This window comes from Microbulbifer mixtoriginis (SeqCode) (genome assembly GCF_052466765.1).
Genome location: NZ_CP174289.1, coordinates 3288178 through 3311835 on the forward strand (window position 1 = coordinate 3288178; position 23658 = coordinate 3311835).

Genomic DNA, 23658 nt, shown 5'->3' on the forward strand with positions numbered 1-23658 from the left:
TCGATATTATCTAAATTTTAATTAATAAAATTTAGGCTTTATGCTGAGGCTTCTAATGGAGCAAAGCGCAACTGACGTCTTTGCAACAGCTCTCCGAGATACAGCTTTAAGTATGCTGCAGCGGCACGCTTGCCCTCTGCGGCGGCTTCCTCGGTAATTCTTCCGAAACGCGAGTATGCCTGGGAACAAAACGAATCATTGATATTGATGGCGCACATAAAACGGTCGCGCCAGTCCTGTGATGGAGGCAACTCAAATTCACGAGACAGATTTTTAATCAAGGTATCTGCCAAGCGCCAGTTGTTTTCCATCTGTAATTGACGTAGAGCCCAGCTGGACTGTGGCCCGTAGTGAACTTTAAGTGCGGAGATATTATCTTCGTAATAACTACGCACTAAGTCGCACAGGTGGTAGAGCATATCTTGCCAGCTATCCGCTGGTGAGAAATCAGAGTGCCCCAGTACCACATCGCCAAATGACTTGTAGTGACGTTCCGCCAGAGCGGTAAGGCTGGCATCTACGCTTGGGAAAAAGTGGTACACGGATGCAGCTGGGACCCCAGCTACCTGGCTCAGATTGGCTAGACTTATGTCCGTGGAATCCTGCTCGGCAATGAGGGTTTCCAGCGCGTCGAGAAGCTTTTCATACTTCTCACGGCCGTTTTTACGTTGTGGTTTGCGCGGACTAGCAGTGTCGCGCCGGCTAATAGCACGTCGATCGATTTGGTTCAAATTCACCTCCCCTTAGACAAGCGCAGTTGGCAAGCGCCAGAAGTGCGCTTTACTTCCTTGTAAAAAATTGTCTTCTGGAATTGATGATTATTATCGTACCAATTTCGGGGAGCAAGGGGATTTTGTTCGAATTGTGGGATAGTTCCGCGCTGGCGGATTAATTTTGATCAAGTGTTACTATCCCACACAATTCGAAAAAGGTTGTGCTAATGGTAGTGAAGTTCGGAAGCTTTACCGCGAAACACATAGTACGAGAATGCCGTATAGATCAGTATGATCGGCACTACAATCAGGGCGCCCACCAAAATGAATTTCAGTGAAGCGGTGGCACTGGCGGCCTGCCAGATATTCAGCTGCCCAGGCACTATGTCGGGAAAGAAGCTGAAAGCCAGGCCGATAAAGCACATCAGAAAAATGGTCACTACCAATGTAAAGGGCAGTGCACTGTGCCTATCGTTGACTTTGGGTAACCTGGCCAACAGGAGGTCATTAAAAATAAAAGCCAGAAAACACAGGGTGGGTATCAGGAGTACGAACATCACCAATGGATAGCTGAACCAACGATCAAAAACGGCTGGATTGACCAATGGATTGATCGTGGAGACTGAGACTACGCCAAGGAGAGTCGCCCGCCCAGCCCGACGCGCCCAGCGTACGGCGCGTTCCTGCAACAGTGACTCGGTTTTCAACACCAGCCAGGCCGAGCCCATATAGCTGTAGGCGGCAGTTACCCCCAGGGCACTGACTGCAGAGAACAGCTGTGCCTGCCAGCCAGGCTGGAACCCCATCACATATTGCCCCAGCATATAACCCTGGGCCAGGCTGGTGATTATGGATCCTGCTTTAAACGTCCTGTCCCAGGCGAGCTTATGCCCCACGGCTGCTTTGGCGCGAAAGTCAAAAGCCACGCCGCGCAAAATCAGCCCCACCAGCATTATCGCCGCTGGTATATAGAGATGCATCAGCACTAGGTTGTGGGCGATGGGAAAGGCGATAAGCAGTAGGCCGATGGCGAGCACCAGCCAGGTTTCATTGGCATCCCAGAAAGGACCAATCGAGGCAATCATGGTGTCCCGCTGGGGCTCGTCTTCCTTACCCAGGGGGAGGAGAATACCCACCCCAAGGTCGTAACCATCCAAAATGGCGTAAACCAGTACTGCTAGACCCATTAGGCCGATAAAGACAACGGGTAGCCAATAGGCTGCGGATGATGCGGCCTCATTCATGTGATTCCCCCTTGGATTGCTCTTGGGTGGATTTCGGTAGGTTGGTCAGGCTGCCACCGGCGAGAGGTTCTTTGGTTTCAAACTCCTCCACTTTGACCGATTTCAAAGCCATTACTTTTAGGGTGTGAATATAGGCATAGAGCAGGATGACATAGACAAGCAGATATAGGGTGAGAGAGAAGCCCACATGGGAAGGTGGAATCTGGGTTACGGCATCTGCGGTTTTGAGAACCCCGGTTACAAGCCATGGTTGCCGACCAATTTCAGTGACATACCAGCCTGCTAAGGTGGCTACCCAACCCGCGAACGTCATTCCTACCAGGGTTTTGAGCGCCCAGTTGGGTAGCTCTTTGCGCCGCCAGAGGAGGTAGCAACCTCCCCAGGCGACAGCCAGCATTAATATCCCCATACCCACCATAATTCGGAAGGCGAAGAAAACGGGTGCAACCGGCGGATGATCATTGGGGAATTCATCGATACCTTTTATTTCTCCATTTAAATCATGGGTCAGAATAAAGCTGGCCATTTTGGGGATAGCTATCTCGAAATGATTGGTCTTCTTCTCACCATCGGGTATTGCAAATAGTAATAGTGGCGCGCCCCTTTCGGTCTCCCATACTCCCTCCATTGCCGCCACTTTCTGCGGCTGGTACTTAAAAGTGTTAAGACCGTGTAGGTCGCCGACAAAGATCTGGATTGGAATAAAAACAGCTGCCAATACCAACCCGGTTTTTAGTGCTAGCCGCGGTGCACGCTTTGGGTCACCTTTAAGTATCCGGTAAGCAGAGATACCTGCGACAAAGAAGGCTGCAGTGAGACCCGAGGCCAGTAGCATATGAGTGAGGCGATAGGGGAAAGAGGCATTAAAAATAATAGCCAGCCAGCTCTCTGGGTAGGCGACACCATCTCGTAGTTCAAAGCCGGATGGGGTCTGCATCCAGGAATTGAGTGCAATGATCCAGAAGGCGGAAAGTGTGGTGCCAATAGCCACTACAAAGGCTGAGAAGGTGTGAACTTTGCTGGGGACACGATTTATTCCAAACAACATGATACCTAGAAAAGTGGCTTCCAGAAAAAAAGCGGTAAGCACTTCATAACCCAAGAGAGGCCCGGCGATATTGCCAACCCGTGCCATAAACCCTGGCCAGTTGGTACCAAATTGGAAAGACATAGTGATGCCACTAACGACACCGAGCGCGAAGGTTAGGGCAAAGACCTTTACCCAAAAACGATAGGCTCTCATCCAAACCGGATTATCAGTTTGGTCGTAGCGAAGCTTGAAGAAAACAATAATCCAGGCGAGGGCTATTGTGATGGTGGGAAAGAGAATATGAAAACTGATATTGGCCGCAAACTGTATTCGGGAGAGGATCAGAGTATCTAGCATGGGAGCCTCTGCTGGTCGGACTAATTTATTAACCAGATAACCGGGCGACTCTTCCTGATAGGCCCGGGGGTGCCCGTTAAACACCATTGCAGGAGTATGGACCCAGGGTGTTTATTGAGCGGCTGCCGACGTTGTGTCGGCGGCGGTTTATCCTTTTACCGCCTGTCTTGGTTGCCCAGCGGGCAATTCAGGTATAGGTTTATTCTGGAGCCTTTCCTCCTGTCATTTTACTTTTCAGCTCCAGTAGCTTGACGATGCCGGAGCCCAGTTTCATTAGCTTGAGTAAATCGTCGTGTTCCAGCTTGCTCAGGGTGTTGGCAAACTCTTCAAGTAATTCCAGCAGACTGTAGACTTCTTGAATTTTTTCCTGGGCCTGTGCTTCTTGTTCATCCTGAGGTTCATTGAGCAAGAGCTGGCGCAATAGGCTCAGGGTGGGGTCCAGTTCACGTTTACGTCGCTCTTCAAATACAGTTCGAGCAAGCTCCCAGATGGACCCTGCAGCGGTGAAATAGTCTTTTCGGTCACCTGGCTGGTGCTGTAGCTCAACAAGGCGCCAGGCTTGCAGTTCTTTGAGGCCCATACTCACATTGCCGCGACTGATCTTCAGTGCCTGAGCCAGCTGCTCGGCATTTAGGGGGGAAGGGTGGATGGTAAGCAGGGCAAACATCTGGCCCACGGTGCGATTAAAACCCCACCGGCTGCCCATTTCTCCAAAGTGCAGTACAAAAGCCTGGGCTTGACTGGATAGTTTCATTTTCTTCTTAAGCTTCAGAAATTTCTGAAAATTGTAAATGTAAATTGATCCAAGTCAATAAATAATTGGAAAAATTTTGTTTTAAGTTTTTTGCTTTGGGCTGTAGATAAGTAAATTGTCAGGGAGGGCGGGCTCACAAGTAGTGGTAGGCAGAAAGTGTTTTCTCTCAGGACGTTATGGGTATTTCAGAGGGAGTGATGCCTGTGCTCTACGCGGCCAGTCGCTAGGTACAATAAAGCCGCGACCCATTTCACCTTCTTGGCCCATAAGTGCAAAACATAGAGGCTTATCAATTGCTGAGCTCTGAAGTCCGGCCATAAGTTGCTCAAAAGAGACGCCGTGGGGTTCTTCCCATTCTATTGATGCCATCCAGGCTTTTTTGGGAAGCTGGAGCCAGCGCAGGCCTGCTGAGATATTTCCTTGAGTGGCAAGGTTTCCGAGGGTTTCCAAGTCGGTCCACCAATTACTATTGCATAGATGCTTCAGATTCCTCCCCGGTGTCTGATTAGTTGGTAATCGGTTAAAGAGTCGGCCTGGCATCAGCGTCCACTGTCGATCAATATAAAGCTCCTGAGCTTCTAATAGAGGTTGTACGGATTGTTGTTGGATGAGAGGCAGTTGATGTTCCGCCATACGCTTTAATTTGATATCCAGGCGATCTTTGAGGCCTGGGCCAACCCAGAAGCCGACGGGCTGAGAGAGGTAGAACTTCACCGCAACCTCCCAGTGCTCGCAGCGATTACTGGGTAGGTGATGAACCACAAAGTCCAGTTCGCCGAGAGTTCTACCCTCAATACGCAGGGGCAGGTTCTGGTGCAGCAACTGGTAATCGGGGTGGTATTGAAAAGCGAAAGACCAGAGTCGCTCAAAGTAAACGCCAAGCCGGTTGGTGGGTTTGTGCCGGTCGCCTTCAATCAGGTATGTTTCGAGCGTATCTATTAATTCTTGTTTGACTTCTTTGCGGGAAAAATAAGTGTGCAATTGGTTGCGGCGAGCCATAGGTAGCCATGGCAGGTCAATGGTGCTAGTTGATTTGTCACTAGTATCAACAATATCGCTACTGCCCAGGGACCAAAGTAGGTTGGACCAGTCATCTACAATAGGGCTGGGAAGTCGATTGGTCATATAAACCCTGTCAGCGGCAAAAAAGCTCTCTGATTCTACCAGAATCGGCACTTGACTTGGGACTGTGCTAGGGTTCATCTTCCAGAGAGATATTTAATAATAAAACTGCTGTCCCCCTATATCTCACCTCGTGTGGATTACACGTTTTTGCCAAAGCGTAATCTACATGGGATATGGGGAGATATAGCCAGACAATAATAAAAAGAGGAGGTGAATGTGGAATCAGGGCCTATGATCTCGATCGGTCTACCCATCGCACTGTTTATCATTATGGTGGGCATTGGAATGACCCTGACCGCCAGGGATTTCCATCAGGTGACGGTAAAACCAGGTGGGTTAGTGGTGGGTACACTTGCCCAGATTGTACTTATGCCACTTGTGGCTTTTGTTCTGTGTTGGGCGCTCAGTTTACCCGCACCGATAGCTGTGGGTTTGGTGATTATTGCAGCCTGCCCGGGTGGAACGACCTCAAACCTTTTTACGTTACTCGCTCGCGGTAATGTAGCGCTCTCCATAGTGTTAACGGTTTCGGCAAGCCTAATTACGATTCTGACCCTGCCGTTCTTCACCAATTTCGCCCTGCGCCAATACTTTGGAGCAGAGCAGGAAATCGTTCTCCCTTTTGCCAAAACTGTCGCCATGTTATCGGTGATAGTCTTGCTACCCGTGGTGATTGGCATGTTGATACGGGCTTGGAACCCTCATTTGGCAAGCCGCGCTGAGGGCATTGTAAGTATTTTTGGGGCGCTGGTACTGGTCATTTTAGTGGTGGGATTGGTGTGGGGTATGAGAGACCGGATTGGAGAGCTCATGCTGTTGGCCGGCCCCTCTACAATTTTGCTGAATTTACTGGGGGTGTTGACTGGCTTAATCATCAGCCACTTCAGTGGGCTTTCCCGGCGGGATGGTCTGGCAGTAGCTACCGAGCTGGGCATCAAGAACGGGACTATTGGTCTCATGGTGACCCTCACACTGATGCACTCCAGTGAAATGTCGGTGCCTTCAGCCGTATATGGAGTACTTATGTTTCCATCGGGGATGTTGCTTGCCTATTATGGCCGCAAGAAAGCGCGCGAAGCTGGGGAGGCAGACGCGGCGCAAGCTGGCGAGGTCGGATGAAATCCTCTCAGTCCAACAGCTTTATATAGGTATCCAAGTGCGAGATATCCGGCACACTGATGCGACCGTAAGAGCACTCTATTAGTCCCTTGGATTCAATATTCTTTAATACCCGGTGTACTCCCTGCCGGGTCATCCCCATGGTGTTGGCGAGTAGTTCTTTGGTGAGGCGGAAACTGGTTGGGCCACTTTTTTCGCCGCCGTTGTGCATTTGGGCCATAAAAAGCAGACGTCGAGCAATTCGCGCTTCGGTACCACGTAGTACATCGTCCTGGATAATGGACATTACTGTCCAAAGCCTGAGGCTAATTTGTTCCAATGCTATTGGGTAGGCTTCGGGGTGTTGTTTCATTTTTGCCCTCAAGATTTCACCCGGAATATCGACTACAGCACAGTCAGTGTGAGCGCTTGCTCCAAATACTCGCGGAGTGCCAGGGCAAAATACGGTATCACCAAACCAAGCTCCACTATCTAAAATCGCAAGGGTCGCTTCGCGCCCGGCAAAATTACTGGAGCATATTCTTACTTGTCCTTCAGCGATAATTGAAAGGCGCTCCTGATGGGAGCCCGAAGGGTAGATGCTATCACCCTGAGAAAAGTACTGGCATTGTGCCTGTTGGGCTAAGAATTCTCGACCCTCACCGGGTAGGCCAGCTAGCAGTGGGCATTTATCAAGGAAACTAACGTTTTTATTCATTTGCCAAGTGTAAACAATTTGACAGTGTTTACAGCAGGGATGATTCAGAATTTGAGCTCTAATAAAGCTGGGGAGAGGACGATGAAACTGGAAACCATACCTTCACTTAAGGGACGTGTTAGCGATGAAGAGTGGCAATTACGTATAGATTTGGCTGCGGCTTACCGATTGATCGCCTATTTTGGGTGGGACGATACTATTTTCACTCATCTCTCTGTACGTATTCCTGGGCCAGAATCACACTTTCTTATTAACCCTTTTGGGATGTTTTTTGACGAAATTACTGCTTCCAGTTTGGTAAAAATCGATTTGCAGGGAGAAAAAGTGGATGAAAGTGTGGCAATGGTGAATCCTGCAGGGTTTACTATTCACAGTGCAATTCATGAAGCGAGGAAAGATGCCCACTGCGTTATACATACCCATACTACTGCCGGGGTAGCTGTATCTGCTCATGCAGAGGGTTTACTGCCAATCTCGCAGCAATCACTATTTCCCCTTGCAAGTATTGCCTACCACGACTATGAGGGAATTGCTGTGCGCAAGGATGAAAAGTCACGTTTGGTGGCTGACCTGGGATCAGCGAACTATATGATCTTGCGCAATCACGGACTGTTAACCTGCGCTTCTACTATTCCTGATACCTTTTTAGCAATGTTTATATTGCAGCGTGCCTGTGAAATTCAGGTCACAGCTCTTGCTGGCAACCCACCACTCACTCCGGTGCCCCAGAATATTGTGGATAAAATAGTGAGTGAAGGAGATATGGTTACCAGTAATCAAGGGGGGCTATTGGCTTGGCCTGGATTTTTAAGGAGGTTGGATAGAGTTAACCCAGGGTATAATGAATAGCATTTGTCCCAAATACCCTGAATGTGATTTTAGGTTCTATATTTCTGGGTATTGATCAAGAATTTAAAATTTAAATTGGATGTTGGGGAATTAAGCGCCACAATCAAAGGAACCCTGATTTAGGCCTGGCTAATGGACTTTACTTTCAACAAAATGGAATTAATGTGGGCTTATCGCCACCAATGAGTCCTCGAAGGCTAATCAACGGTATTCCAACATGCTCCAGTACTTTCTTAAAAAAAGATTAAAAAAACATGACTCTAATAATAATTTAAAGGTGGAGTCTCTGGTTTTAGGTCATCTTCTCGGATTGAAGGCTCTGAATTGTGAGTCATCCGGCGTTGGCAATGATAAGCCGCATAATATAGTCGTTTCGCTGACTTCTTATAATAAGCGTATTTATGATGTTTACTTATGTATAGAAAGTCTTTATCAACAATCCTTGAGAGCAGATGCAATAGTTCTATGGTTATCCTTACGTGATTTCCCCGATAGGAGATTACCTGAGATACTTCGAAAACAGCAGGCTAGAGGCCTACAAATTCATTTCGTGGAGAATGATTTTGGGCCTTATATGAAATATATGTATGCCTTTGATATGTTTCCAAATAGTCTCATTGTCACTGTGGATGATGATGTGCTTTATCCTTCAGATACTATCGATTTACTATATCAATCTTATTTGAGAGCTCCCTCACATATCCATTGTCATAGGGCACATAAGATTCTGTTAAACGGAAAAGGGGAATTGAAACCTTACGAAAGTTGGCGCTCTTATGGGCTAAATAGTGAGCCATCTCCTTTCCTTTTTGCTACGGGAATGGCTGGGGTTTTGTACCCTCCGGATTCATTACATGAGGATGCTTTCAATAGTAAAAAATTTATGGAGTTATGTCCTGCTGCTGATGATGTTTGGTTGAAGGCGATGAGTTTATTGCGAGGAAAATATGTTACCAGGGTTCCAGACTATCGATACTGGAGGGAACGCTTTCTTACTATTCAGGGATCACAGATTCAACAGTTAAAGGAGATCAACTTGAGAGGCACAGGTGGTAATGACTGCAAGATTAAAAGGGTGTTTTCAGAGTATCAATTACTTGACTATTTACAGGAGCGAAATCAGCCTGTTTTAAGTCCTCACTAGGGGGTGACTTGGGTGAAAGACCAGAGCTGCCCCAGATAGGGGTAATCTACTCAAGCACTTTTTTTTAGGTGAAAGAAGCTGCCCTCGGCCTTAAATTGGGTTTTTGTCCTAAATATTGTGTTTGAGTGGCCATTGGCTGTGGCATCTGGCATAATCTGCCAAGTTTGTACCCACTTCCGCCCTCTTCTCTTTTGATGGTGTTCCCAAGCTGAGCGGATTGCTGTTCGGCTATTCGGTACAATAGGTTGAGTTTGCTGGATGGCCCTGAATGTTCCAATATTTTTTAAAGAAGCGCTTAAAAAAGCACGACCTAAACAATAATTTGAAGTTGGAAGCACTTGTTCGCTGCCAGTTGCTTGGTCTACACGCTTCAAGCAACACAGATCCGGGAGTGGGAAATGCTAAGAGACATAATATTGTTATATCTCTAACGTCCTTCGATAAGCGAATCCACGATTTATATTTGTGTATTGAAAGCCTCTTCCAGCAATCCCTTAAGGCTGATGCAATTGTTCTTTGGTTGTCTACCAAGAACTTTCCAAATAAGACTTTGCCCGAGACCCTTAAAAAGCAACAGCAAAGAGGGCTGCAAATATTTTTTGTTGAGGAAGATCTGGGACCCTATAAAAAATATGCTTATGCTTTTGAAAGATTTCCTGACAGCCTGATTGTTACTGTTGACGATGATGTTCTTTATCCGCCGGATATGATTGATTTACTTTATCAGGCATATGAAAAAGATCCATCCAAGATTTATTGCCACAGGGCTCATCGAATGCGTCTAGATAAAAAAGGAGCACTACTGCCTTATGGAAGTTGGGAAAGTAGCATAAGGGACACAGAGGCATCTCATTTAGTCTTTCCAACTGGCATGGGAGGAGTTATGTATCCTCCAAACTCCTTGCATAAGGATGCGTTTGACCCCGAAAAATTTATGACCCTGTGCCCAAATGCAGATGATATTTGGTTGAAGGCAATGAGTATTAAAAGCGGGACTTTGGCTGCGCGTATTTCTGATTCCCGTAGCTGGAGACATCGCTTCTTAATGATTCAGGGCTCACAAGAATATGCATTAATGAAGGAAAATCATAAGAACCGTCAGGGGAATGATTGCAAAATTAAGAAGGTCTTCTCTGAATATGACATCTATGATTTGCTGAAATAGTAAAAGATTGAATTGTCGTTGAGATGAGAAGCTAGAGTCTACCATTTATAACGAAACCCAAACTCTAGCCCTCCTACAAAACTGTCCCCAATACTCTCCAGGCCGCTGCTGAAAAATAATTCGGTATAGATGGAACAGTGGTCCCCACATTCCTCATAACTAGCCCCCATTCTTAAGTCTGCATACCAAAAATCTGGTTTTTGGTAGAGGCGGGCCCCAGAAACGACTAAGTCAGTTTCCTGGTTGAGATTTAGAGTGACCCCGGGAGTTACATAGTAACCAAAGCGCTCCAGAGGTAGGGAACCGTACATATTTCTACTTGATTTACGCTGGCTTTTGCGCTTTTCAAAAGTGGTTCCTAGGCGCAATAAAAACCCATTATTATTAATGTCTCCTACTTTTACAGCGTAGGTATCTTCGAAATCCTCTGCTTCCTCAGAAGTATAAATAAGTTGTGCATGGGGGGTAATAGAATAATAATCATAGAGCTTGAAGCTCCACCCTCCTTCTACAGAAAATCCATAACCATAGCCCTCACTGCTATTGCGAAGAGCACGTAGGTCTTCTGCGTCGAAGTTAAAGTCAAACCAACTTAGCTTAAACTGAGTATCCAGGTACAGGCCTTGGTAGCCATACCAGGTTAAATAGCTACTGACGCCATATGTTTTGGCATCTATATTGCCATCACCAAAAAATGATTCTACTGTATTTCTTGAATCGCCATAGTGCAAAGCCAAACTAACAATAGGTGTGGTGTCAAGAATTAATAGGTTGAGAGGAAAGTCGATACCAAACTGAAATTGATAATAAGTTTGATCCCAACTTGCCCAGGTGGTGGACTCTTTGGGAGTTGTAGTTATATAGCGTGCGCCATTACGTAGCCATAGTCCCTTGCGATCAATAGCGGTTTCCAATGAACTGGTGTAATCGGTGTTATAGACGTCCCGATAACTGCTACCAACCCAATAACGATTGCCTACACGACTCCGCAATGTGGAGGGGATATTTAAAGAGCGCAGCACTTGCGGAAGGGTTTCATACATTACCGCAGCGGGCTGCCAGCGAATCATACCGCCTTTGGGAAGGCGACTTGAATTACTTACTGTAGAACGTAGATACCAATTACCATCCTCATTTCCAGTTTCGTCACTGTGGTGTAGGGTATAGGCGTATGCTCCACCAATAGTTGCTGGTTGCTCATCCTTGGTAATGTAGTCGCCGTTTAAAATAAAGGCATCTTCAGTAGAGTCACCCTCGATAGAAATTAGTTTTATTCCATTGTCTTGGGTGCGTGCGCCAGTGCCGTTGCGATTATAAACGGTTACATAAGTTGATCCGCTGGTATCCCCTCTGATGATTAGCTGGTCACTGCCGGCAGAACTGTCATTGAGTGCTACATCTAACCACAGGCGTCCGTTTTCGCCGCTATAGTGTCCATACTTATTATCACTATTTTTTTGAATGATTAGAGTGTTGAATTCTTTATTCGCAAGATCGATAGTGCCGTCGTTAGCTACGCTGCCGGTAATTTTATACTCTTTGGCATCTATAAAAGTTTGGCCGCCCCATTTGATGTGTAACCCCAATGGATTGTTTTCAGCGTCTTGGCCGCCGCCAACATTTAAACTGCCCGTTAAAATAATTTTTGAACTACCCCAAACAACAACACGTTCCCAGTTGGTTAGTTTGTTGCCATCCACACGATAGTCTAGCTTGAAAATCAGTGTGTCGATATTCCCATCTTCTGCACTGAGGTCATCACCACCATTTAAAATTGCATCACCCTCGAAAGAATAGGAGTCAATGACTAAGGTATCTGATCCATTACCACCGCGTATCTCATTGCTAATTCCCTCATCCCAATGGATGTAATCATCTCCCCCACCGGCATCCAGGTAATTAAAAATGAAACCTCCATCCAGAATAATTTGGTCGTTACCTTCGCCGCCCCAAACATGAAAGGTGAGTCCGTCTAAAATTTGGATATCATCGTCACCAGCTCCGCCATAAATCCCCCCGCCATTAAGGTAGTTACCAATGTCGCTATTGCGATTATCCAGTACGATTAGATCGTTTCCATTTCCGCCAAAGACAGAATCTTTAACTATTGCCCCTTTCACATGAATGGCATCGTCGCCTTCGCCACCGAAGACGCTATTGATAGTGCCGCCATTTAAATCCAAGGTATCATTGCCGCCTAGTGCATCGACATCGGCCTCTTCTGCATCATTATCTTCGTCACAGGTTATTTGATCTGCGCCACTAGTACCCGTATTACTCGGAGTACACTGCGCGATGGCTTTCAAGGGGAAAATAATCGCTAGTGTCAATGCGGGAGAAAAAAGTAAAGCATTAATCCACTGGCGGACGAAATAGTTTGATTTATAGTTTTCCATTGGGGTGTCTGCACTAAGTTTCATTTACAGAGTTCCGCCATTCAGAACTTGGTGCCAATGCCAACATTGATGATCCAGGGGTTGTAATCGAAGTGTGCGTAGAGGCGGTCTGATCCTAACTCTGTGGGGAAGTTAACTGTGGGGTCGGTATCTGATAAGTAGTAAAGAGCCGCCAGATTAATTAACAGAGGATAACGAAATTGACGGAAATCTAGGTTGAAGTCGATACCCCCTTGAAGAGCCCAATCCCAGGAATGTCCCATATTAAGAGCCCCTGGCGCCACTGACATACCTGAGTCCATCAAATATTCATCAAATTGGCGGCTGATAGAAACCGTATGGTAATCGGTATAGTTAATACCGGCGCCTAGATAGGGTCGAAAAAAATAGGATGGATCGAGAAAATACCAGTTAGCAAAGGCGAGAGTGGTCGATACCTTAAAATCCCCCAGTTGAATTTGGCTGCTGCCTGGGTTGCCAGTAAAGTTGTCGAGGGTCACATCATAGGCAGCACTGTTAATGTGCATCAGCTCGAACCCCAAGCGGTCTGAGGGGCGCCATACTCCGGAAATTTGCCAAGTTTGTGCTGTGTCTATTTCCCAGGTCGAATTATATAAGTCCCATTGTTGTAATACCCGGTATTTCAGTGAAGTTCCGGCATCATTGGGAGCAACATAACTGAGCCCGAAGCGAACTATAAATTCACCCCAGTCAATGTTGCGCCAATCTTCCTGAGCTTTAACACTGATTGTGCTTGTGGCTAAAAGGAATATAAAGAGTCTGAAAATTATTCCCTGGATTTTCATCGTTATACCTTTCTGTGAAAATCGATGACGGCCGGCGTCATTTATTGTTTCCCGTTACATTTAGATAACTGGTGATTTTGGACTCACCAATAGGTATCCCAAAAGTAGCAGGATTCGGCCGGTGCAGAGTAAATTTGACGAGTATTAAATCGGGATTTTTTGGTGGAAGATTGGCTATCACCCAATAGGTTTAACCTGTGTGCGGAGTTAGCCAATTAAAATACTGAATTTTTCTGTACTTTTACATTATGGATTATTGACTGGGAGATAGAGGCCAAGCGATACCGCTCTCTACCGGTACCGTCTCAAGGTTGCGGGCATACTCAAGGAATCCTGCGGCGGCAGGAGATAATGGACGGGACTTTCGCCTGGCCAGATACCAATGGGTAATAATTGGCAGTGATTCCACTTCTAAAATTGACAGGCCGGAATGGCCGCCAAATGCGAGAGTATGTTCGGAGAGAATAGATACCCCGAGCCCTGACATTACAGCGTGCTTTATCGCTTCATTACTTTCGATGGTCATGCGAATATTGAGGTCGATATGTCTCTCTTGTAGGAAACGCTCAATAGCGTGACGGGTTCCAGAGCCCTCCTCGCGCCGCAGGAAGGGACCGCTGGCAAACTCTTCAAGGGGAATCTTTTTTCTACCTGCTAGCGGGTGCTTCTCCGGTGCTATGGCCAACAGTCGATTGGGCAGAAATTCCACCAATTCCAGGTCAGGGTTTTTGGGAGGGTGGCTGAACACATAAAAATCATCCTCATCCTCACTGGTGTAGTCGATGATCTGCCGACGATTACCCACGCGAAAGAGAATATCCAACTTTGGGTGCTGCTCGTAAAATTCGCCAATCAGGTGGGGAATAAAATATTTGGCGGTAGTGACGACTGCCAGTTGTAAACGCCCTGTTCCAAGACCGCGCAGTCTGGCTAGCTTTAATTCCAGATATTCATAGCTCTTGAGGATTTCTCGGGCACTGTCCACCAGAGTCTGTCCGGCTTCAGTGAATTGCAATTGTTTGCCTACGGCGTAGTAGAGGGGCAAGCCTACGGCACCAGACAACTTGGCCAACTGCATGGATACACTGGGCTGAGTCAGATGCAGCGCTTTTGCGGCGCCACTGATACTGCGGTGTTCATATACTGTAAGTAAAACCTCCAACTGCCTGACAGTGCCGATGCGGGAGTGAGCTCTGCTGGATAACATGATTTTTCTTGTTCATAGATAAAAGATGATAGTTAGCATAATCATTATCTATTTTTATCTATTGGTCTACCTAGGGATAATGCGCCCACTTCAATCTATGGGAGGGGGCCTCTGCATGCACAAGTCACAACTTTACTTTGGTACCTTGGTAGGACTGTTAGTTATGTCCATTGGATGGGTATTGGCGCTGGTTGGTATTGATGCCGCTGCACTAATGGTGGTGGGGCTGGTGGTGGTGCTTGCCAATGTGGGTTACGTGCTAATGAAGCGCGTTCCTCAGAAAATTCGACTACCCCTATCTGAACGCCGCGATCGGTCCAAGCGCGGGAAGTACTGATCATGCAGCTGGATGTTGTAGTTGGTTTCTTCATCCTTGGGGCTCTGGCGCAGCTGCTACGTAGTGATTTACGCCTGCCTACCGGTCTCTACCAAAGCTGTGTGATCTTTCTGCTGCTGGCTATAGGGCTCAAGGGTGGGGCGGCCCTCAGTACTTATTCCGCTTCCACCCTGATTCCTCAATCTCTCGCAGTTTTGGCCTTTGGTGCACTGCTTCCTTTGTTGGCCTTCCCACTTCTCTATTGGATAGGCAAATGGAGTCGGCTGGATGCAGCGGCTACTGCAGCCCACTACGGGTCGGTCAGTGTGGCAACCTATGCCGTGGCGGTGGCCCTATTGGAGGCGAAGGGTATCGATTACGAAGCCTATTTCCCCTTATTCGTTGCTCTACTGGAAGTTCCGGCTATCGTGGTGGGAATTCTTCTAGCACGGAAATCGATGCAGAACAGCAACAAGGGGCGCCTGGCTCATGAACTGACTTGCAATCAGGGGGTTCTTCTCCTGCTTGGCGGGATCGCCATCGGCGCCTGGGCCGGTGAGCGTACTGCAACAGTAATGCCTTTCTTTGGCCAGTTATTTCACGGTGTACTGGCTCTTTTTCTGCTGGAAATGGGCAGAGTCGCGGCGGCGCGACTGGCAGATGTGCGCGGGCAGGGTGCGTTCTTGCTGAGTTTTGGTATATTTATGCCCCTGCTAGGCGGTGCGGCCGGGGGTGCCCTGGGAGCATTACTGGGGTTGTCGGCGGGAGGAATTTTCCTGCTGGCAGTACTCGGTAGCAGCGCCTCCTATATCGCGGTACCCGCAGCTATGTCTGTGGCTCTGCCGCAGGCCAATGCCAGCGTGTCCATCACACTGTCCCTGGCGATAACGTTCCCTTTCAATGTCCTGGTGGCGATTCCCGTCTACCTGGCGTTTGTTCAACATTGGAGTTAGCCGCAAGTGAAATCACTGCCCTTTGAAAAAGTCACCATCGTTATGGGGTCGCGATCGGATTGGCCCACCATGGCCAATGCCACCAAACCCTTGAACGAGCTGGAGGTTCCTTTTGCCACTGCGGTTGTGTCCGCTCACAGAACCCCCCAGCGTCTGGTGGAGTTTGCCAGTGAAGCCCACAAAAACGGCACCCAGGTGATTATCGCCGGAGCTGGTGGCTCTGCCCACCTGCCGGGAATGATTGCCGCTATGAGCCCGCTGCCAGTGATTGCTGTGCCTGTTGAAAGCCGTTTTATGACCGGAATGGATAGCCTTCTTTCCATCGTGCAGATGCCCAAAGGTATCGCCGTGGCTACCCAGGCGGTAGGTGCCTCTGGGGCTTATAACGCGGGCCTGATGGCGGCACAGATGCTCTCCCTGGGCGATGCTGAACTACAGGAGCGACTGATCGCTTGGCGCGAGCGTCAAACTGACCAGGTTCCGCTAACGGTGGAGTGAAGTCAGTGAGTGAAGTAACCAGACATATCGCTATTGTCGGCTGCGGGCAGCTGGCGCAGATGATGGCACAAGAGGGTAAGCCCCTCGGTATAACATTTAGTTTCCTGGCGGAGAAGGACGAGGACGCGGGTTGCGTTGAAGGTCTCGGCACAATAGTCAGGCTGGATGAGGCGGGCAGTGGCGAGGATTTATTTCAGGCACTTGGCTGCCCTGAGGTGATTACCGCCGAGCGTGAGCAGGTGGATGTGGCGCTGTTGAGAGCGTTGCAACGCTTCTGTCCCGTTTACCCAGACCCCCATGTTTTTGAGAAAGCCCAACACCGCTTGAGAGAGAAGCGGGCTCTTACTGAGAGTGGTCTTCCGGTTGCGCCTTTTATGCCGGCGCAGGGGCGCGATGAATTAATGAACGCCTTGGATAAGCTCGGTTATCCAGCGTTTATCAAGAGCTGTGAAAATGGCTATGACGGTAAGAACCAGTGGCGGGTGAAAGATGCAGCAGAGCTGCAGAAAGCCATAGAAGAGGCCAAAGATCTGCCCTGCGTGGTGGAAGCCTCGGTAGATTTTTCCTGTGAGGTTTCCCTGATCGGTGCCCGCTCTGTTTCAGGGGAAGTAAAGACTTACCCACTAACTGAGAACCTGCATCGCCAAGGTACGCTGTTATTCTCCAAGGCGCCTTATCAGGATGAGCAATTATTGGCCAGTGCCCGTGCCTATTTGCAAAAGCTGATGGATGACTGGGACTATGTGGGCGTACTCTCAGTGGAGTGCTTTGTCACCAGTGAAGGCTTGCTAGTGAATGAAATTGCGCCACGGGTCCACAACAGTGGTCACTGGACTTTAGTGGGTGCGGGCACCAGCCAATTTGCCAATCATTTGCGTGCGATATTGGATATGCCACTGGGTGACACCGACTGCCCGCGGCCCGCTGCCATGGTCAATATGCTTGGTGTGGATCGAGCGCCAACAGGCAAGAATGAGGGAGTTTGGCTCTATGGGAAGACGCTCCGTCCCGGGCGTAAGATGGGCCATGTGCTCTTAGTGGATGACAGTTCAGCAGAGCTGGCTCAGCGCTGTGAGGTGATGATTGCCGATCTCTATCAGCAGTAACTGATTCACCTGGGCAGGATCTACTTTAAGTCCCTCTTCGGGTTTTTGAAGCGGGGACTGGCGGTCCTGCCTCGCCACATAGGGGTGCCTACCCGATAGGCTGCTCGCGCAATCATATGCACCCCGATGGGCACAGTGAAGAGCAAAAATAGCAGCGCCGCCACTGCGCGTGCGGTTACCTGGGTATCGTGGAACATTGCGGCAACGCCCCCCAGTAACAATCCGCAGCACAGGGTGGCGGCTTTGCCCGAAGTGCTCATGCGAGTGTAGAAATCCGGCATCCGTAACAAACCCAAAGCCGCACTAAAACCGAATAGGCTGCCCACTAGCAAAAGGGTAGCGATAAAAACCTCATCGAATACCACTGCCACCTCCCTCTTGTAATACGGTCTTTTTTCCGCTTTTCTCGATAAAGCGGGCGAAGGCGACACTCACCAGGAAGGCTACCAGCGCCAGGGCAATGGCCGCACTCAGATAGGCTGGCTCTCCCGAGGCAATCGCCAACAGGGCGCAATAGGCCACTGCAAGAATATTCAGCACATCGAGGGCTACAACCCTGTCTGCCAGTGTTGGACCAAGAAAAATTCGCATAAAACACATGGCCAGAGCCAGCAATAAAATGAGCGATGAGACATTAATGGCTGCTATGATTAGCGGCGCGTTGATATCAACGATAGTACTGTGCATCAGGAAAACGCCTCCCGCACGCGTTTCTCAAATCCGAGATGAATTTCCTCACGAAAAATATCTGGGTCATCAACGAACATAGTGTGTACCAAAAATTCAGAGTTATCCGGAGTGATTTCCAGAACTACCGTTCCCGGTGTGAGTGATATTAAATTCGCCAGTATAAAAATCTGGGTTTGATCGGTTATTTCTAGAGGTAGCCGCACTACCTGTGGACGGCTTTGTAATTTTGGTGAGAACACCTCCAAGACTGCACGTAAACTTGAAAGTACCAGTTCTTGTAGAAAAAAACTGCCTAGGCGGATTAGACGAGGTAGACGCTGGAAGTACTTGGTTCCCTCAGGGATCTTGGGCGAAACCCGCAATGCCAGATAACCGACAAAATAACCAAAACAAAAGTTTGTCAGTGTCGCATTACCGGTAAGGGCCGACCAGCTAATGGCCAATATTAAATTGAGTAAAAATACGCGCATAATTAGTGGTTCCCCGCGTATTGTGTTTCCATCCCCAGTACCGCCTCAATGTAATCACTTGGATTCAACAATTCCCCTGCCGCGGCCAGTGAGTAGTCAATAAAAGGGCCCGGTACCAGCCCGAGCACTAGAGTGATTAGGGCCAGTAATGCCACCGGCAGCAGGCGCTGGTAGCGCTCCTGCAGGGGAATATTCCTTAAACTCTGACAATAGTCCTTCGGGTGATCCTTTAAAAAAGCTTCCGCCCAAATTTTGCTCATGGAAAACAGAGTCAGGGCCCCGGTAATTAAGGCCACAGCCACAACCCAGTAAGCGTCCAGATCTAGGCTTGCCTTCAATAACAACAGTTTGGCCCAGAAACCCGACAACGGTGGAAAACCGGCCAGGCCGAAGGCGGCGATAAAGAAAAAAACAGAAAGTAGTGGACTGGCTCGATAGAGGCCTCCAATCTGGCTTAATTCGTAACTGCCTGTCAGGCGTTTGGCAGTACCACTGATAAGAAATAAATTGGTTTTGGCGACGATATTATGAATGGTATAAAAGATCGCTCCGGCCAATGCCAGTGGCGTATCGAGTGCCAAGCCCAGTACCAAGAAGCCAATCTGGCTGATGATATGGAATGCGAGAATTTTACGAAATTCATAGTGTGCCGCTGCGCCCAATACACCGGTGAGCATGGTCAATAATGCAGTGCCCAGCAAAATAGTGTGGGGGAACTCCAGTTCACTGGGGAAAATCAGAGTGAAGGTGCGGATTAAAGCGTAAACTCCTACCTTTGTAAGCAGGCCAGCAAAAACTGCGGTCACTGTAACAGGTGGTGCATGATAAGAGGCGGGCAGCCAAAAAAATAATGGAAAAATGGCAGCTTTAATACCAAAGGCACAGATAAATAACACCGCCAGAGCAGAAACAGCAGTGGGGTTATCCACAGTGGCTAAAGAGACATGCAGCTGGGCCATGTTCAAAGTGCCTGTCAGCCCATAGGTCATACCGATAGAGGTCAGCATTAGCAATGTGGAAACTAGGTTAAGTGCTACATATTTAATTCCGCCATCCAGTTGAATACGATCTCCACCAAGCACCAGTAATGCGAAAGAGGCAATTAGCATTACCTCAAACCAGACATACAGATTAAATAAATCTCCAGTAATAAAACTACCGCAAACTCCGGCCAGTAATAATTGGAAGAAACTATGAAAGCCTAGTTTAACCCGGTATTTCCTGATATCGGAAAGGGAAAAGACCGATACACAGAATCCAACGATACCGCTAATTAGTAGCATAATGGCGCTCAGCCGATCTGCGACTAAGGTGATACCGAATGGCGCAGCCCAATCTCCCATCTGTGCCGCACGGGTGCCGCCTGTTTCCACCAAGTACAGAATGATAAAGGTCACACCGAGTAGAAGTGAGCAGCCAAAGACAGAAATAGCACCACACAGGCGCTTTCGTCCTCGCGCCGGAAAAGTGGCGAGTGCGGTAAGGATTGGTACTAAAAAGGGTAGGGCCAGTAACCAGCTCAAGGGGATTTATCCCTCTTGGGCAAAACCGGCTCGGCAATACGCATCGAATCCACATCCAGGGTGCCGAGTACTTTATAGGCCTGAGCAATCAGGGCCAGAGCAAAGGCCAGTAGGCCAAAGCCAATCACAATGGCGGTAAGGATTAATGCCTGAGGCAAGGGGTTGGAAATTGGCCCAGGAGCAACTTCCATGCCTTTTGGAATTAAGGGAGGGGCGGCGCGAGTGACGCGCCCCGCGACAAATATTGCCAAGTTGGCGGCATTACTAATGAGTATCAGCCCAAAAAGATAATGTAGTAAATTTCTGGCCAGCATCAGGTAGACACCGGTAGCGATCAGAATGCCAACAACGAGAGCGAGTGGACCTTCCATCTTAGTTGGACTCCTCCAGGGCAAAAATCAGGGTCAACACAGCACCGAGCACTGCGAAATAAACCCCGATATCAAAAATCAGTACATTGCTAATAGTGATTCCGCCAGTATTTTTACCACCTGTAATCTGCAGCCACTGTCCTGAGAATGGCGCTTCACCAGAAAAAAGGCCCAGCATTCCGGAAACTGCGGCGATGAGTACACCGCTCGCAGCCAAAGTGCTCGGGGGAATCTTTAGGGCACTCTGTGCGGACTCCATACCCCAAGCGATGGCAAATAAGGCAAATGCGGAGGCGGCGATCAACCCAGCAATAAATCCTCCTCCTGGATAATTGTGCCCACGCAGTAACATATAGATAGAGAACAATAGAATCAGAGCTACCAGTACTCGGGTTGCGGTTTGAAGTATCAGCGAATTCATTGCTTACCTCGCCGCAATTGATGGCCGAGTAGGGTGACTGCAGCCACAGCCGCAGTAAAGACCACAATAATTTCTCCAAATGTGTCCAGTGCTCGAAAGTCCACCAAAATGACGTTGACGATATTGCGGCCATGGGCTTCCGGCACCGATGCCTTCTCAAAAAACTCGGTGGTTGGGCTCTCTAGAGGTGTCTGTAGTACCGCCAGTAGGCTGAAGGTGACCAGTAGACCTAAAACCGCGCCGAGGGTGGCATCTCGTGGGCGGAACAATACCTTGCGACCGGGATTAAATACCGGTAGGCGCGGCAGTATTGCCGCAACCAATACCAGGTAAAGGGTTTCCACTAGCAGTTGGGTGATCGCCACATCCGGTGCGCCAAGAAATAAGTAGATCAGGGCAATTCCCACTCCTAGGGCTCCCAGGGCACAGATGGCAATAAGTGGCTTTCGCGCCGAGCCCGCCATATAGGCCCCTCCCACGGTCAATAGCAGGGCGGCCCATTCCTTTAGATTGAGGCGTGGCCAAGCGTATTCCATAGGAAATTGTCCACTGCGTATCAGAGCATAAGCGAGGGCCAGGGACACAGTGACAAAAATTACTGTTAGGTAACGCCGCATAATACCGTTTTGTAGTATACGGGTTTGTAGTGCGGCAAAGGCTTTGAGTAAATCCAGAGATTTATCCCACAACTGATCGGCATTGGTGGGCGCATATTTGAAATCCCAGGCCAACCAAGCACGCATGCGCCGTAAGCCCAGATACATGGTGACTCCTAAAACAAAAGTGAGAATACTCATCAGCAGGGGAATATTAATGCCGTGCCATAACTTAAGTTTAATGGTCTCTGGGATTCCCAGAACTGCGCTCAGTGCCGGTTCTACCAAGCCGCCACCAACAAGATCTGGTGCCATACCGAAAGTAAGGCCCAAGCCACTCAAAATTAACGGGCTAATCCACATGCCCAGTGGTGCTTCTTGAACATTGGATATATGTTGCGGCTTTTTTTTCCAGAACGGTTTGATCGCCACCATTCCCGCTACGGTTACCGTGACGGCATTGACAAAAACCGCCACTGTGGCAACCAGCGCCGGTTCTGAGGCCACTGCTAAAGCGCCTTCATATTTAAGCTCTTTGCCGATAAAGCCTAAAAAAGGTGGAAACCCGGCCATGGAGAGAGCCGCCGCTGAAGCCGCAATCACAGTAATATGCATTGAGTGGCCGAGCCCGCCCAGTTTGTTGAGATTGCGTGTGCCCGCCTGTTTGTCGATAATGCCCACCACCATAAATAGCGCCGCTTTGTAAAAAGAGTGCACGATAAGAAAGGTAATGGCAGCGGCCACAGCAGCCGAGGCATCGGAGCCCAGGAACATCGTCAGGGTACCTAGCGCAATCAGGGTGGTATACGCCAGGGCCAACTTCAGATCGGTTTGTCGTAGCGCCGCCAAGGCCGCTACCGCAGCCGTTGCGGCACCCGTGCAGGTTAAAATCCATTCCCAATACTCGGTATGTGCTAACACTGGATGCATACGCGCGAGCAAGTAAATACCAGCTTTTACCATGGTGGCTGAGTGAAGATAGGCACTTACTGGAGTAGGGGCGGCCATAGCATTGGGCAGCCAGAAATGAAAGGGCAGCTGTGCAGACTTACAAAAGGCGCCTATTAATATCAGTATTAAGATCGGTAAATAAAGAGGGCTTGCTCGTACAGTTTCACCGGTAGCCAATACCTGGACTAAATCGAAACTCTCTGCCAGAGAGGCGAGTAGTAGTAACCCAACGAGTAGGCACAACCCACCTAGTGTGGTGACCAGCAAGGCTTGTAAAGCAGAGCGACGTGCAATGGCGCTGGTGTTGTTATAGCTAATTAGTAGATAGCTGGAAATGGTTGTTATTTCCCAAAATACAAATAGGGTAATTAAGTCTCCTGCCAGAACCAAACCCAGCATCCCTACCATAAAAAGGTAGAGGTAAAAGTAAAATCGGCGCAAATCGATGTCGCCGCGCATATAAGCGGCAGCATAGATGGTAACAAAAATTCCAATGCCACTAATTAACAGGGCAAAAAGGAAACTCAGGCCATCAACATAAAAACGCAGGTCAATTCCCAGTACTTCAACCCAGGTAACACCAAAAGAGAATTCCTTACCGGCTGAAATATCCGGCATATGCACCATTAAGATAATGGTGAAAATAGTCGGAAGCACAGGTGAGAGTAGGGATATCCATCTCCCTGGCGTAGCCTGATCGATTTTGCGACCTTCCGTGTCGCCCACTGCGCCCATCAATACATCCCCGATTGCCTCGATCTATTTTAGGAGGGAATTGGCAATAGAGCTGGCGCGGAATCTTAGTATCGAGATTATTATGTTTCTGTCGATTGGAATGCTTTGCAATTGACACGTATCGAGTTGAATGGAAATTGCGACTAGCTGCTTCTATATATGCTTTTCAGATGAGCCTTTTAAAAAGTAATTTTCAATCAGATAGTTGGAAATAATTCTTATTAGAATTGTTTAAAAGCCTGGAGAGGGTATCCGTCAATTACAGAATCTGAGGTATTTAGGGGCTCAAGTTGAATATCTCGGTGAGTGGCGGTTTATTCGACCAAGAAATTTATCTTACTTAGAGTCAGGTGCTCTTCTTAGGGTATGACTTTGCGCCATATTGCATAAGAAGTAGGGTAATAATTTGATGGTGGAATACC

At 48.4% G+C, this 23658-nt stretch carries 24 protein-coding genes; 8 read left to right on the forward strand and 16 right to left on the reverse strand.

Annotated features, from left to right (window positions below; genetic code table 11):
* Positions 1-38: 38 nt before the first annotated feature.
* From ACJJIV_RS14380 to ACJJIV_RS14400, 5 genes are all read right to left on the reverse strand, one after another.
* Entirely contained in the window at positions 39-731 is a 693-nt protein-coding gene (locus tag ACJJIV_RS14380; RefSeq protein ID WP_252083303.1) for a TetR/AcrR family transcriptional regulator, read from the reverse strand.
* Between the two features lie 206 nt (positions 732-937).
* Positions 938-1957 (reverse strand): cytochrome d ubiquinol oxidase subunit II, encoded by a 1020-nt coding sequence (locus ACJJIV_RS14385; RefSeq protein WP_444889413.1) that lies wholly within the window; start codon positions 1955-1957, stop codon positions 938-940.
* A complete protein-coding gene (locus tag ACJJIV_RS14390; protein WP_444889414.1) occupies positions 1950-3344 on the reverse strand; it encodes a cytochrome ubiquinol oxidase subunit I in 1395 nt (464 codons plus the stop codon). Before ACJJIV_RS14390 ends, ACJJIV_RS14385 begins: the two co-directional genes overlap by 8 nt.
* Positions 3345-3543: 199 nt before the next feature.
* Positions 3544-4098, reverse strand: a complete 555-nt coding sequence (locus ACJJIV_RS14395) for a GbsR/MarR family transcriptional regulator (RefSeq protein WP_444887187.1) — start codon at positions 4096-4098, stop codon at positions 3544-3546.
* A gap of 174 nt (positions 4099-4272) precedes the next feature.
* Positions 4273-5223, reverse strand: coding sequence for a DUF1853 family protein (locus ACJJIV_RS14400; RefSeq protein WP_444889415.1), 951 nt, complete (start codon positions 5221-5223; stop codon positions 4273-4275).
* A gap of 216 nt (positions 5224-5439) precedes the next feature.
* On the opposite strand from ACJJIV_RS14400, the gene ACJJIV_RS14405 reads away from it, so the two are divergent.
* Positions 5440-6342 carry a bile acid:sodium symporter family protein gene (locus ACJJIV_RS14405; RefSeq protein ID WP_444889416.1) on the forward strand — a complete coding sequence of 301 codons (903 nt, stop codon included), beginning with the start codon at positions 5440-5442 and terminating at the stop codon, positions 6340-6342.
* A gap of 7 nt (positions 6343-6349) precedes the next feature.
* Here the strand turns inward: ACJJIV_RS14405 and ACJJIV_RS14410 are convergent, their stop codons facing one another.
* Entirely contained in the window at positions 6350-7039 is a 690-nt protein-coding gene (locus ACJJIV_RS14410) for a Crp/Fnr family transcriptional regulator (protein ID WP_444889417.1), read from the reverse strand.
* Between the two features lie 81 nt (positions 7040-7120).
* Here ACJJIV_RS14410 and ACJJIV_RS14415 point away from each other — a divergent pair, with 81 nt between their 5' ends.
* The 3 genes from ACJJIV_RS14415 (at position 7121) to ACJJIV_RS14425 (ending at position 10197) form a co-directional block, all read left to right on the forward strand.
* Positions 7121-7888 (forward strand): class II aldolase/adducin family protein, encoded by a 768-nt coding sequence (locus ACJJIV_RS14415; RefSeq protein WP_252083296.1) that lies wholly within the window; start codon positions 7121-7123, stop codon positions 7886-7888.
* 217 nt (positions 7889-8105) lie between these two features.
* Positions 8106-9032 (forward strand): hypothetical protein, encoded by a 927-nt coding sequence (locus tag ACJJIV_RS14420; protein ID WP_252083295.1) that lies wholly within the window; start codon positions 8106-8108, stop codon positions 9030-9032.
* A gap of 268 nt (positions 9033-9300) precedes the next feature.
* On the forward strand, positions 9301-10197 hold the full coding sequence (locus tag ACJJIV_RS14425) for a glycosyltransferase (protein ID WP_444889418.1): 897 nt from the start codon (positions 9301-9303) through the stop codon (positions 10195-10197).
* A gap of 38 nt (positions 10198-10235) precedes the next feature.
* On the opposite strand, the gene ACJJIV_RS14430 is transcribed toward ACJJIV_RS14425, so the two are convergent.
* The 3 genes from ACJJIV_RS14430 to ACJJIV_RS14440 all read right to left on the reverse strand — a co-directional run bounded on the left by ACJJIV_RS14430 (position 10236) and on the right by ACJJIV_RS14440 (position 14606).
* Positions 10236-12617: an autotransporter family protein gene (locus ACJJIV_RS14430; protein ID WP_444889419.1), complete on the reverse strand. Its 2382-nt coding sequence runs from the start codon at positions 12615-12617 to the stop codon at positions 10236-10238.
* 17 nt (positions 12618-12634) lie between these two features.
* Complete coding sequence (locus ACJJIV_RS14435) at positions 12635-13399, reverse strand: OmpW/AlkL family protein (protein ID WP_444887180.1); 765 nt, start codon at positions 13397-13399, stop codon at positions 12635-12637.
* Between the two features lie 253 nt (positions 13400-13652).
* The gene (locus tag ACJJIV_RS14440) at positions 13653-14606 is read right to left on the reverse strand and encodes a LysR family transcriptional regulator (RefSeq protein ID WP_444889420.1); all 954 of its coding nucleotides are present in this window, start codon (positions 14604-14606) and stop codon (positions 13653-13655) included.
* A 115-nt stretch (positions 14607-14721) separates the two neighbouring features.
* Between ACJJIV_RS14440 and ACJJIV_RS14445 the strand changes: the two genes are divergently transcribed.
* Genes ACJJIV_RS14445 through ACJJIV_RS14460 form a run of 4 tightly spaced genes read left to right on the forward strand, consistent with a single transcriptional unit; the run spans position 14722 to position 17479 of the window.
* Positions 14722-14943, forward strand: coding sequence for a hypothetical protein (locus tag ACJJIV_RS14445; RefSeq protein WP_444889421.1), 222 nt, complete (start codon positions 14722-14724; stop codon positions 14941-14943).
* Positions 14944-14945: 2 nt separating this feature from the next.
* Positions 14946-15875 carry a sodium-dependent bicarbonate transport family permease gene (locus ACJJIV_RS14450; protein WP_444889422.1) on the forward strand — a complete coding sequence of 310 codons (930 nt, stop codon included), beginning with the start codon at positions 14946-14948 and terminating at the stop codon, positions 15873-15875.
* 6 nt (positions 15876-15881) lie between these two features.
* Positions 15882-16373, forward strand: a complete 492-nt coding sequence (gene purE / locus ACJJIV_RS14455) for a 5-(carboxyamino)imidazole ribonucleotide mutase (RefSeq protein WP_286036982.1) — start codon at positions 15882-15884, stop codon at positions 16371-16373.
* Between the two features lie 5 nt (positions 16374-16378).
* The gene (locus ACJJIV_RS14460; RefSeq protein ID WP_444889423.1) at positions 16379-17479 is read left to right on the forward strand and encodes a 5-(carboxyamino)imidazole ribonucleotide synthase; all 1101 of its coding nucleotides are present in this window, start codon (positions 16379-16381) and stop codon (positions 17477-17479) included.
* Positions 17480-17499: 20 nt separating this feature from the next.
* Here ACJJIV_RS14460 and mnhG read toward each other — a convergent pair whose 3' ends face one another.
* Genes mnhG through mbhE form a run of 7 tightly spaced genes read right to left on the reverse strand, consistent with a single transcriptional unit; the run spans position 17500 to position 23236 of the window.
* On the reverse strand, positions 17500-17844 hold the full coding sequence (mnhG, locus tag ACJJIV_RS14465) for a monovalent cation/H(+) antiporter subunit G (protein ID WP_252083287.1): 345 nt from the start codon (positions 17842-17844) through the stop codon (positions 17500-17502).
* The gene (locus ACJJIV_RS14470; RefSeq protein WP_444889424.1) at positions 17831-18166 is read right to left on the reverse strand and encodes a cation:proton antiporter; all 336 of its coding nucleotides are present in this window, start codon (positions 18164-18166) and stop codon (positions 17831-17833) included. The genes mnhG and ACJJIV_RS14470 overlap by 14 nt, the downstream gene beginning before the upstream one ends.
* Positions 18166-18639, reverse strand: coding sequence for a Na+/H+ antiporter subunit E (locus ACJJIV_RS14475; RefSeq protein WP_252083285.1), 474 nt, complete (start codon positions 18637-18639; stop codon positions 18166-18168). The genes ACJJIV_RS14470 and ACJJIV_RS14475 overlap by 1 nt, the downstream gene beginning before the upstream one ends.
* A gap of 2 nt (positions 18640-18641) precedes the next feature.
* Positions 18642-20162: a Na+/H+ antiporter subunit D gene (locus ACJJIV_RS14480; RefSeq protein ID WP_444889425.1), complete on the reverse strand. Its 1521-nt coding sequence runs from the start codon at positions 20160-20162 to the stop codon at positions 18642-18644.
* A complete protein-coding gene (locus ACJJIV_RS14485; RefSeq protein ID WP_252083283.1) occupies positions 20159-20533 on the reverse strand; it encodes a Na+/H+ antiporter subunit C in 375 nt (124 codons plus the stop codon). Before ACJJIV_RS14485 ends, ACJJIV_RS14480 begins: the two co-directional genes overlap by 4 nt.
* Before the next feature lies 1 nt (position 20534).
* On the reverse strand, positions 20535-20954 hold the full coding sequence (locus ACJJIV_RS14490) for a Na+/H+ antiporter subunit B (RefSeq protein ID WP_252083282.1): 420 nt from the start codon (positions 20952-20954) through the stop codon (positions 20535-20537).
* Positions 20951-23236, reverse strand: a complete 2286-nt coding sequence (gene mbhE, locus ACJJIV_RS14495; RefSeq protein ID WP_444889426.1) for a hydrogen gas-evolving membrane-bound hydrogenase subunit E — start codon at positions 23234-23236, stop codon at positions 20951-20953. Before mbhE ends, ACJJIV_RS14490 begins: the two co-directional genes overlap by 4 nt.
* Positions 23237-23658 lie beyond the last annotated feature (422 nt).

Bases quoted from the DNA above. Each gene is read 5' to 3' on its own strand.
- ACJJIV_RS14385 (WP_444889413.1), bottom strand. From the start codon at position 1,957: ATGAATGAGGCCGCATCATCCGCAGCCTATTGGCTACCCGTTGTCTTT.
- ACJJIV_RS14390 (WP_444889414.1), bottom strand. From the start codon at position 3,344: ATGCTAGATACTCTGATCCTCTCCCGAATACAGTTTGCGGCCAATATC.
- ACJJIV_RS14395 (WP_444887187.1), bottom strand. From the start codon at position 4,098: ATGAAACTATCCAGTCAAGCCCAGGCTTTTGTACTGCACTTTGGAGAA.
- ACJJIV_RS14400 (WP_444889415.1), bottom strand. From the start codon at position 5,223: ATGACCAATCGACTTCCCAGCCCTATTGTAGATGACTGGTCCAACCTA.
- ACJJIV_RS14410 (WP_444889417.1), bottom strand. From the start codon at position 7,039: ATGAATAAAAACGTTAGTTTCCTTGATAAATGCCCACTGCTAGCTGGC.
- ACJJIV_RS14415 (WP_252083296.1), top strand. From the start codon at position 7,121: ATGAAACTGGAAACCATACCTTCACTTAAGGGACGTGTTAGCGATGAA.
- ACJJIV_RS14420 (WP_252083295.1), top strand. From the start codon at position 8,106: ATGCTCCAGTACTTTCTTAAAAAAAGATTAAAAAAACATGACTCTAAT.
- ACJJIV_RS14425 (WP_444889418.1), top strand. From the start codon at position 9,301: ATGTTCCAATATTTTTTAAAGAAGCGCTTAAAAAAGCACGACCTAAAC.
- ACJJIV_RS14430 (WP_444889419.1), bottom strand. From the start codon at position 12,617: ATGAAACTTAGTGCAGACACCCCAATGGAAAACTATAAATCAAACTAT.
- ACJJIV_RS14435 (WP_444887180.1), bottom strand. From the start codon at position 13,399: ATGAAAATCCAGGGAATAATTTTCAGACTCTTTATATTCCTTTTAGCC.
- ACJJIV_RS14440 (WP_444889420.1), bottom strand. From the start codon at position 14,606: ATGTTATCCAGCAGAGCTCACTCCCGCATCGGCACTGTCAGGCAGTTG.
- ACJJIV_RS14445 (WP_444889421.1), top strand. From the start codon at position 14,722: ATGCACAAGTCACAACTTTACTTTGGTACCTTGGTAGGACTGTTAGTT.
- ACJJIV_RS14450 (WP_444889422.1), top strand. From the start codon at position 14,946: ATGCAGCTGGATGTTGTAGTTGGTTTCTTCATCCTTGGGGCTCTGGCG.
- ACJJIV_RS14470 (WP_444889424.1), bottom strand. From the start codon at position 18,166: ATGCACAGTACTATCGTTGATATCAACGCGCCGCTAATCATAGCAGCC.
- ACJJIV_RS14475 (WP_252083285.1), bottom strand. From the start codon at position 18,639: ATGCGCGTATTTTTACTCAATTTAATATTGGCCATTAGCTGGTCGGCC.
- ACJJIV_RS14485 (WP_252083283.1), bottom strand. From the start codon at position 20,533: ATGGAAGGTCCACTCGCTCTCGTTGTTGGCATTCTGATCGCTACCGGT.
- ACJJIV_RS14490 (WP_252083282.1), bottom strand. From the start codon at position 20,954: ATGAATTCGCTGATACTTCAAACCGCAACCCGAGTACTGGTAGCTCTG.
- mbhE (WP_444889426.1), bottom strand. From the start codon at position 23,236: ATGGGCGCAGTGGGCGACACGGAAGGTCGCAAAATCGATCAGGCTACG.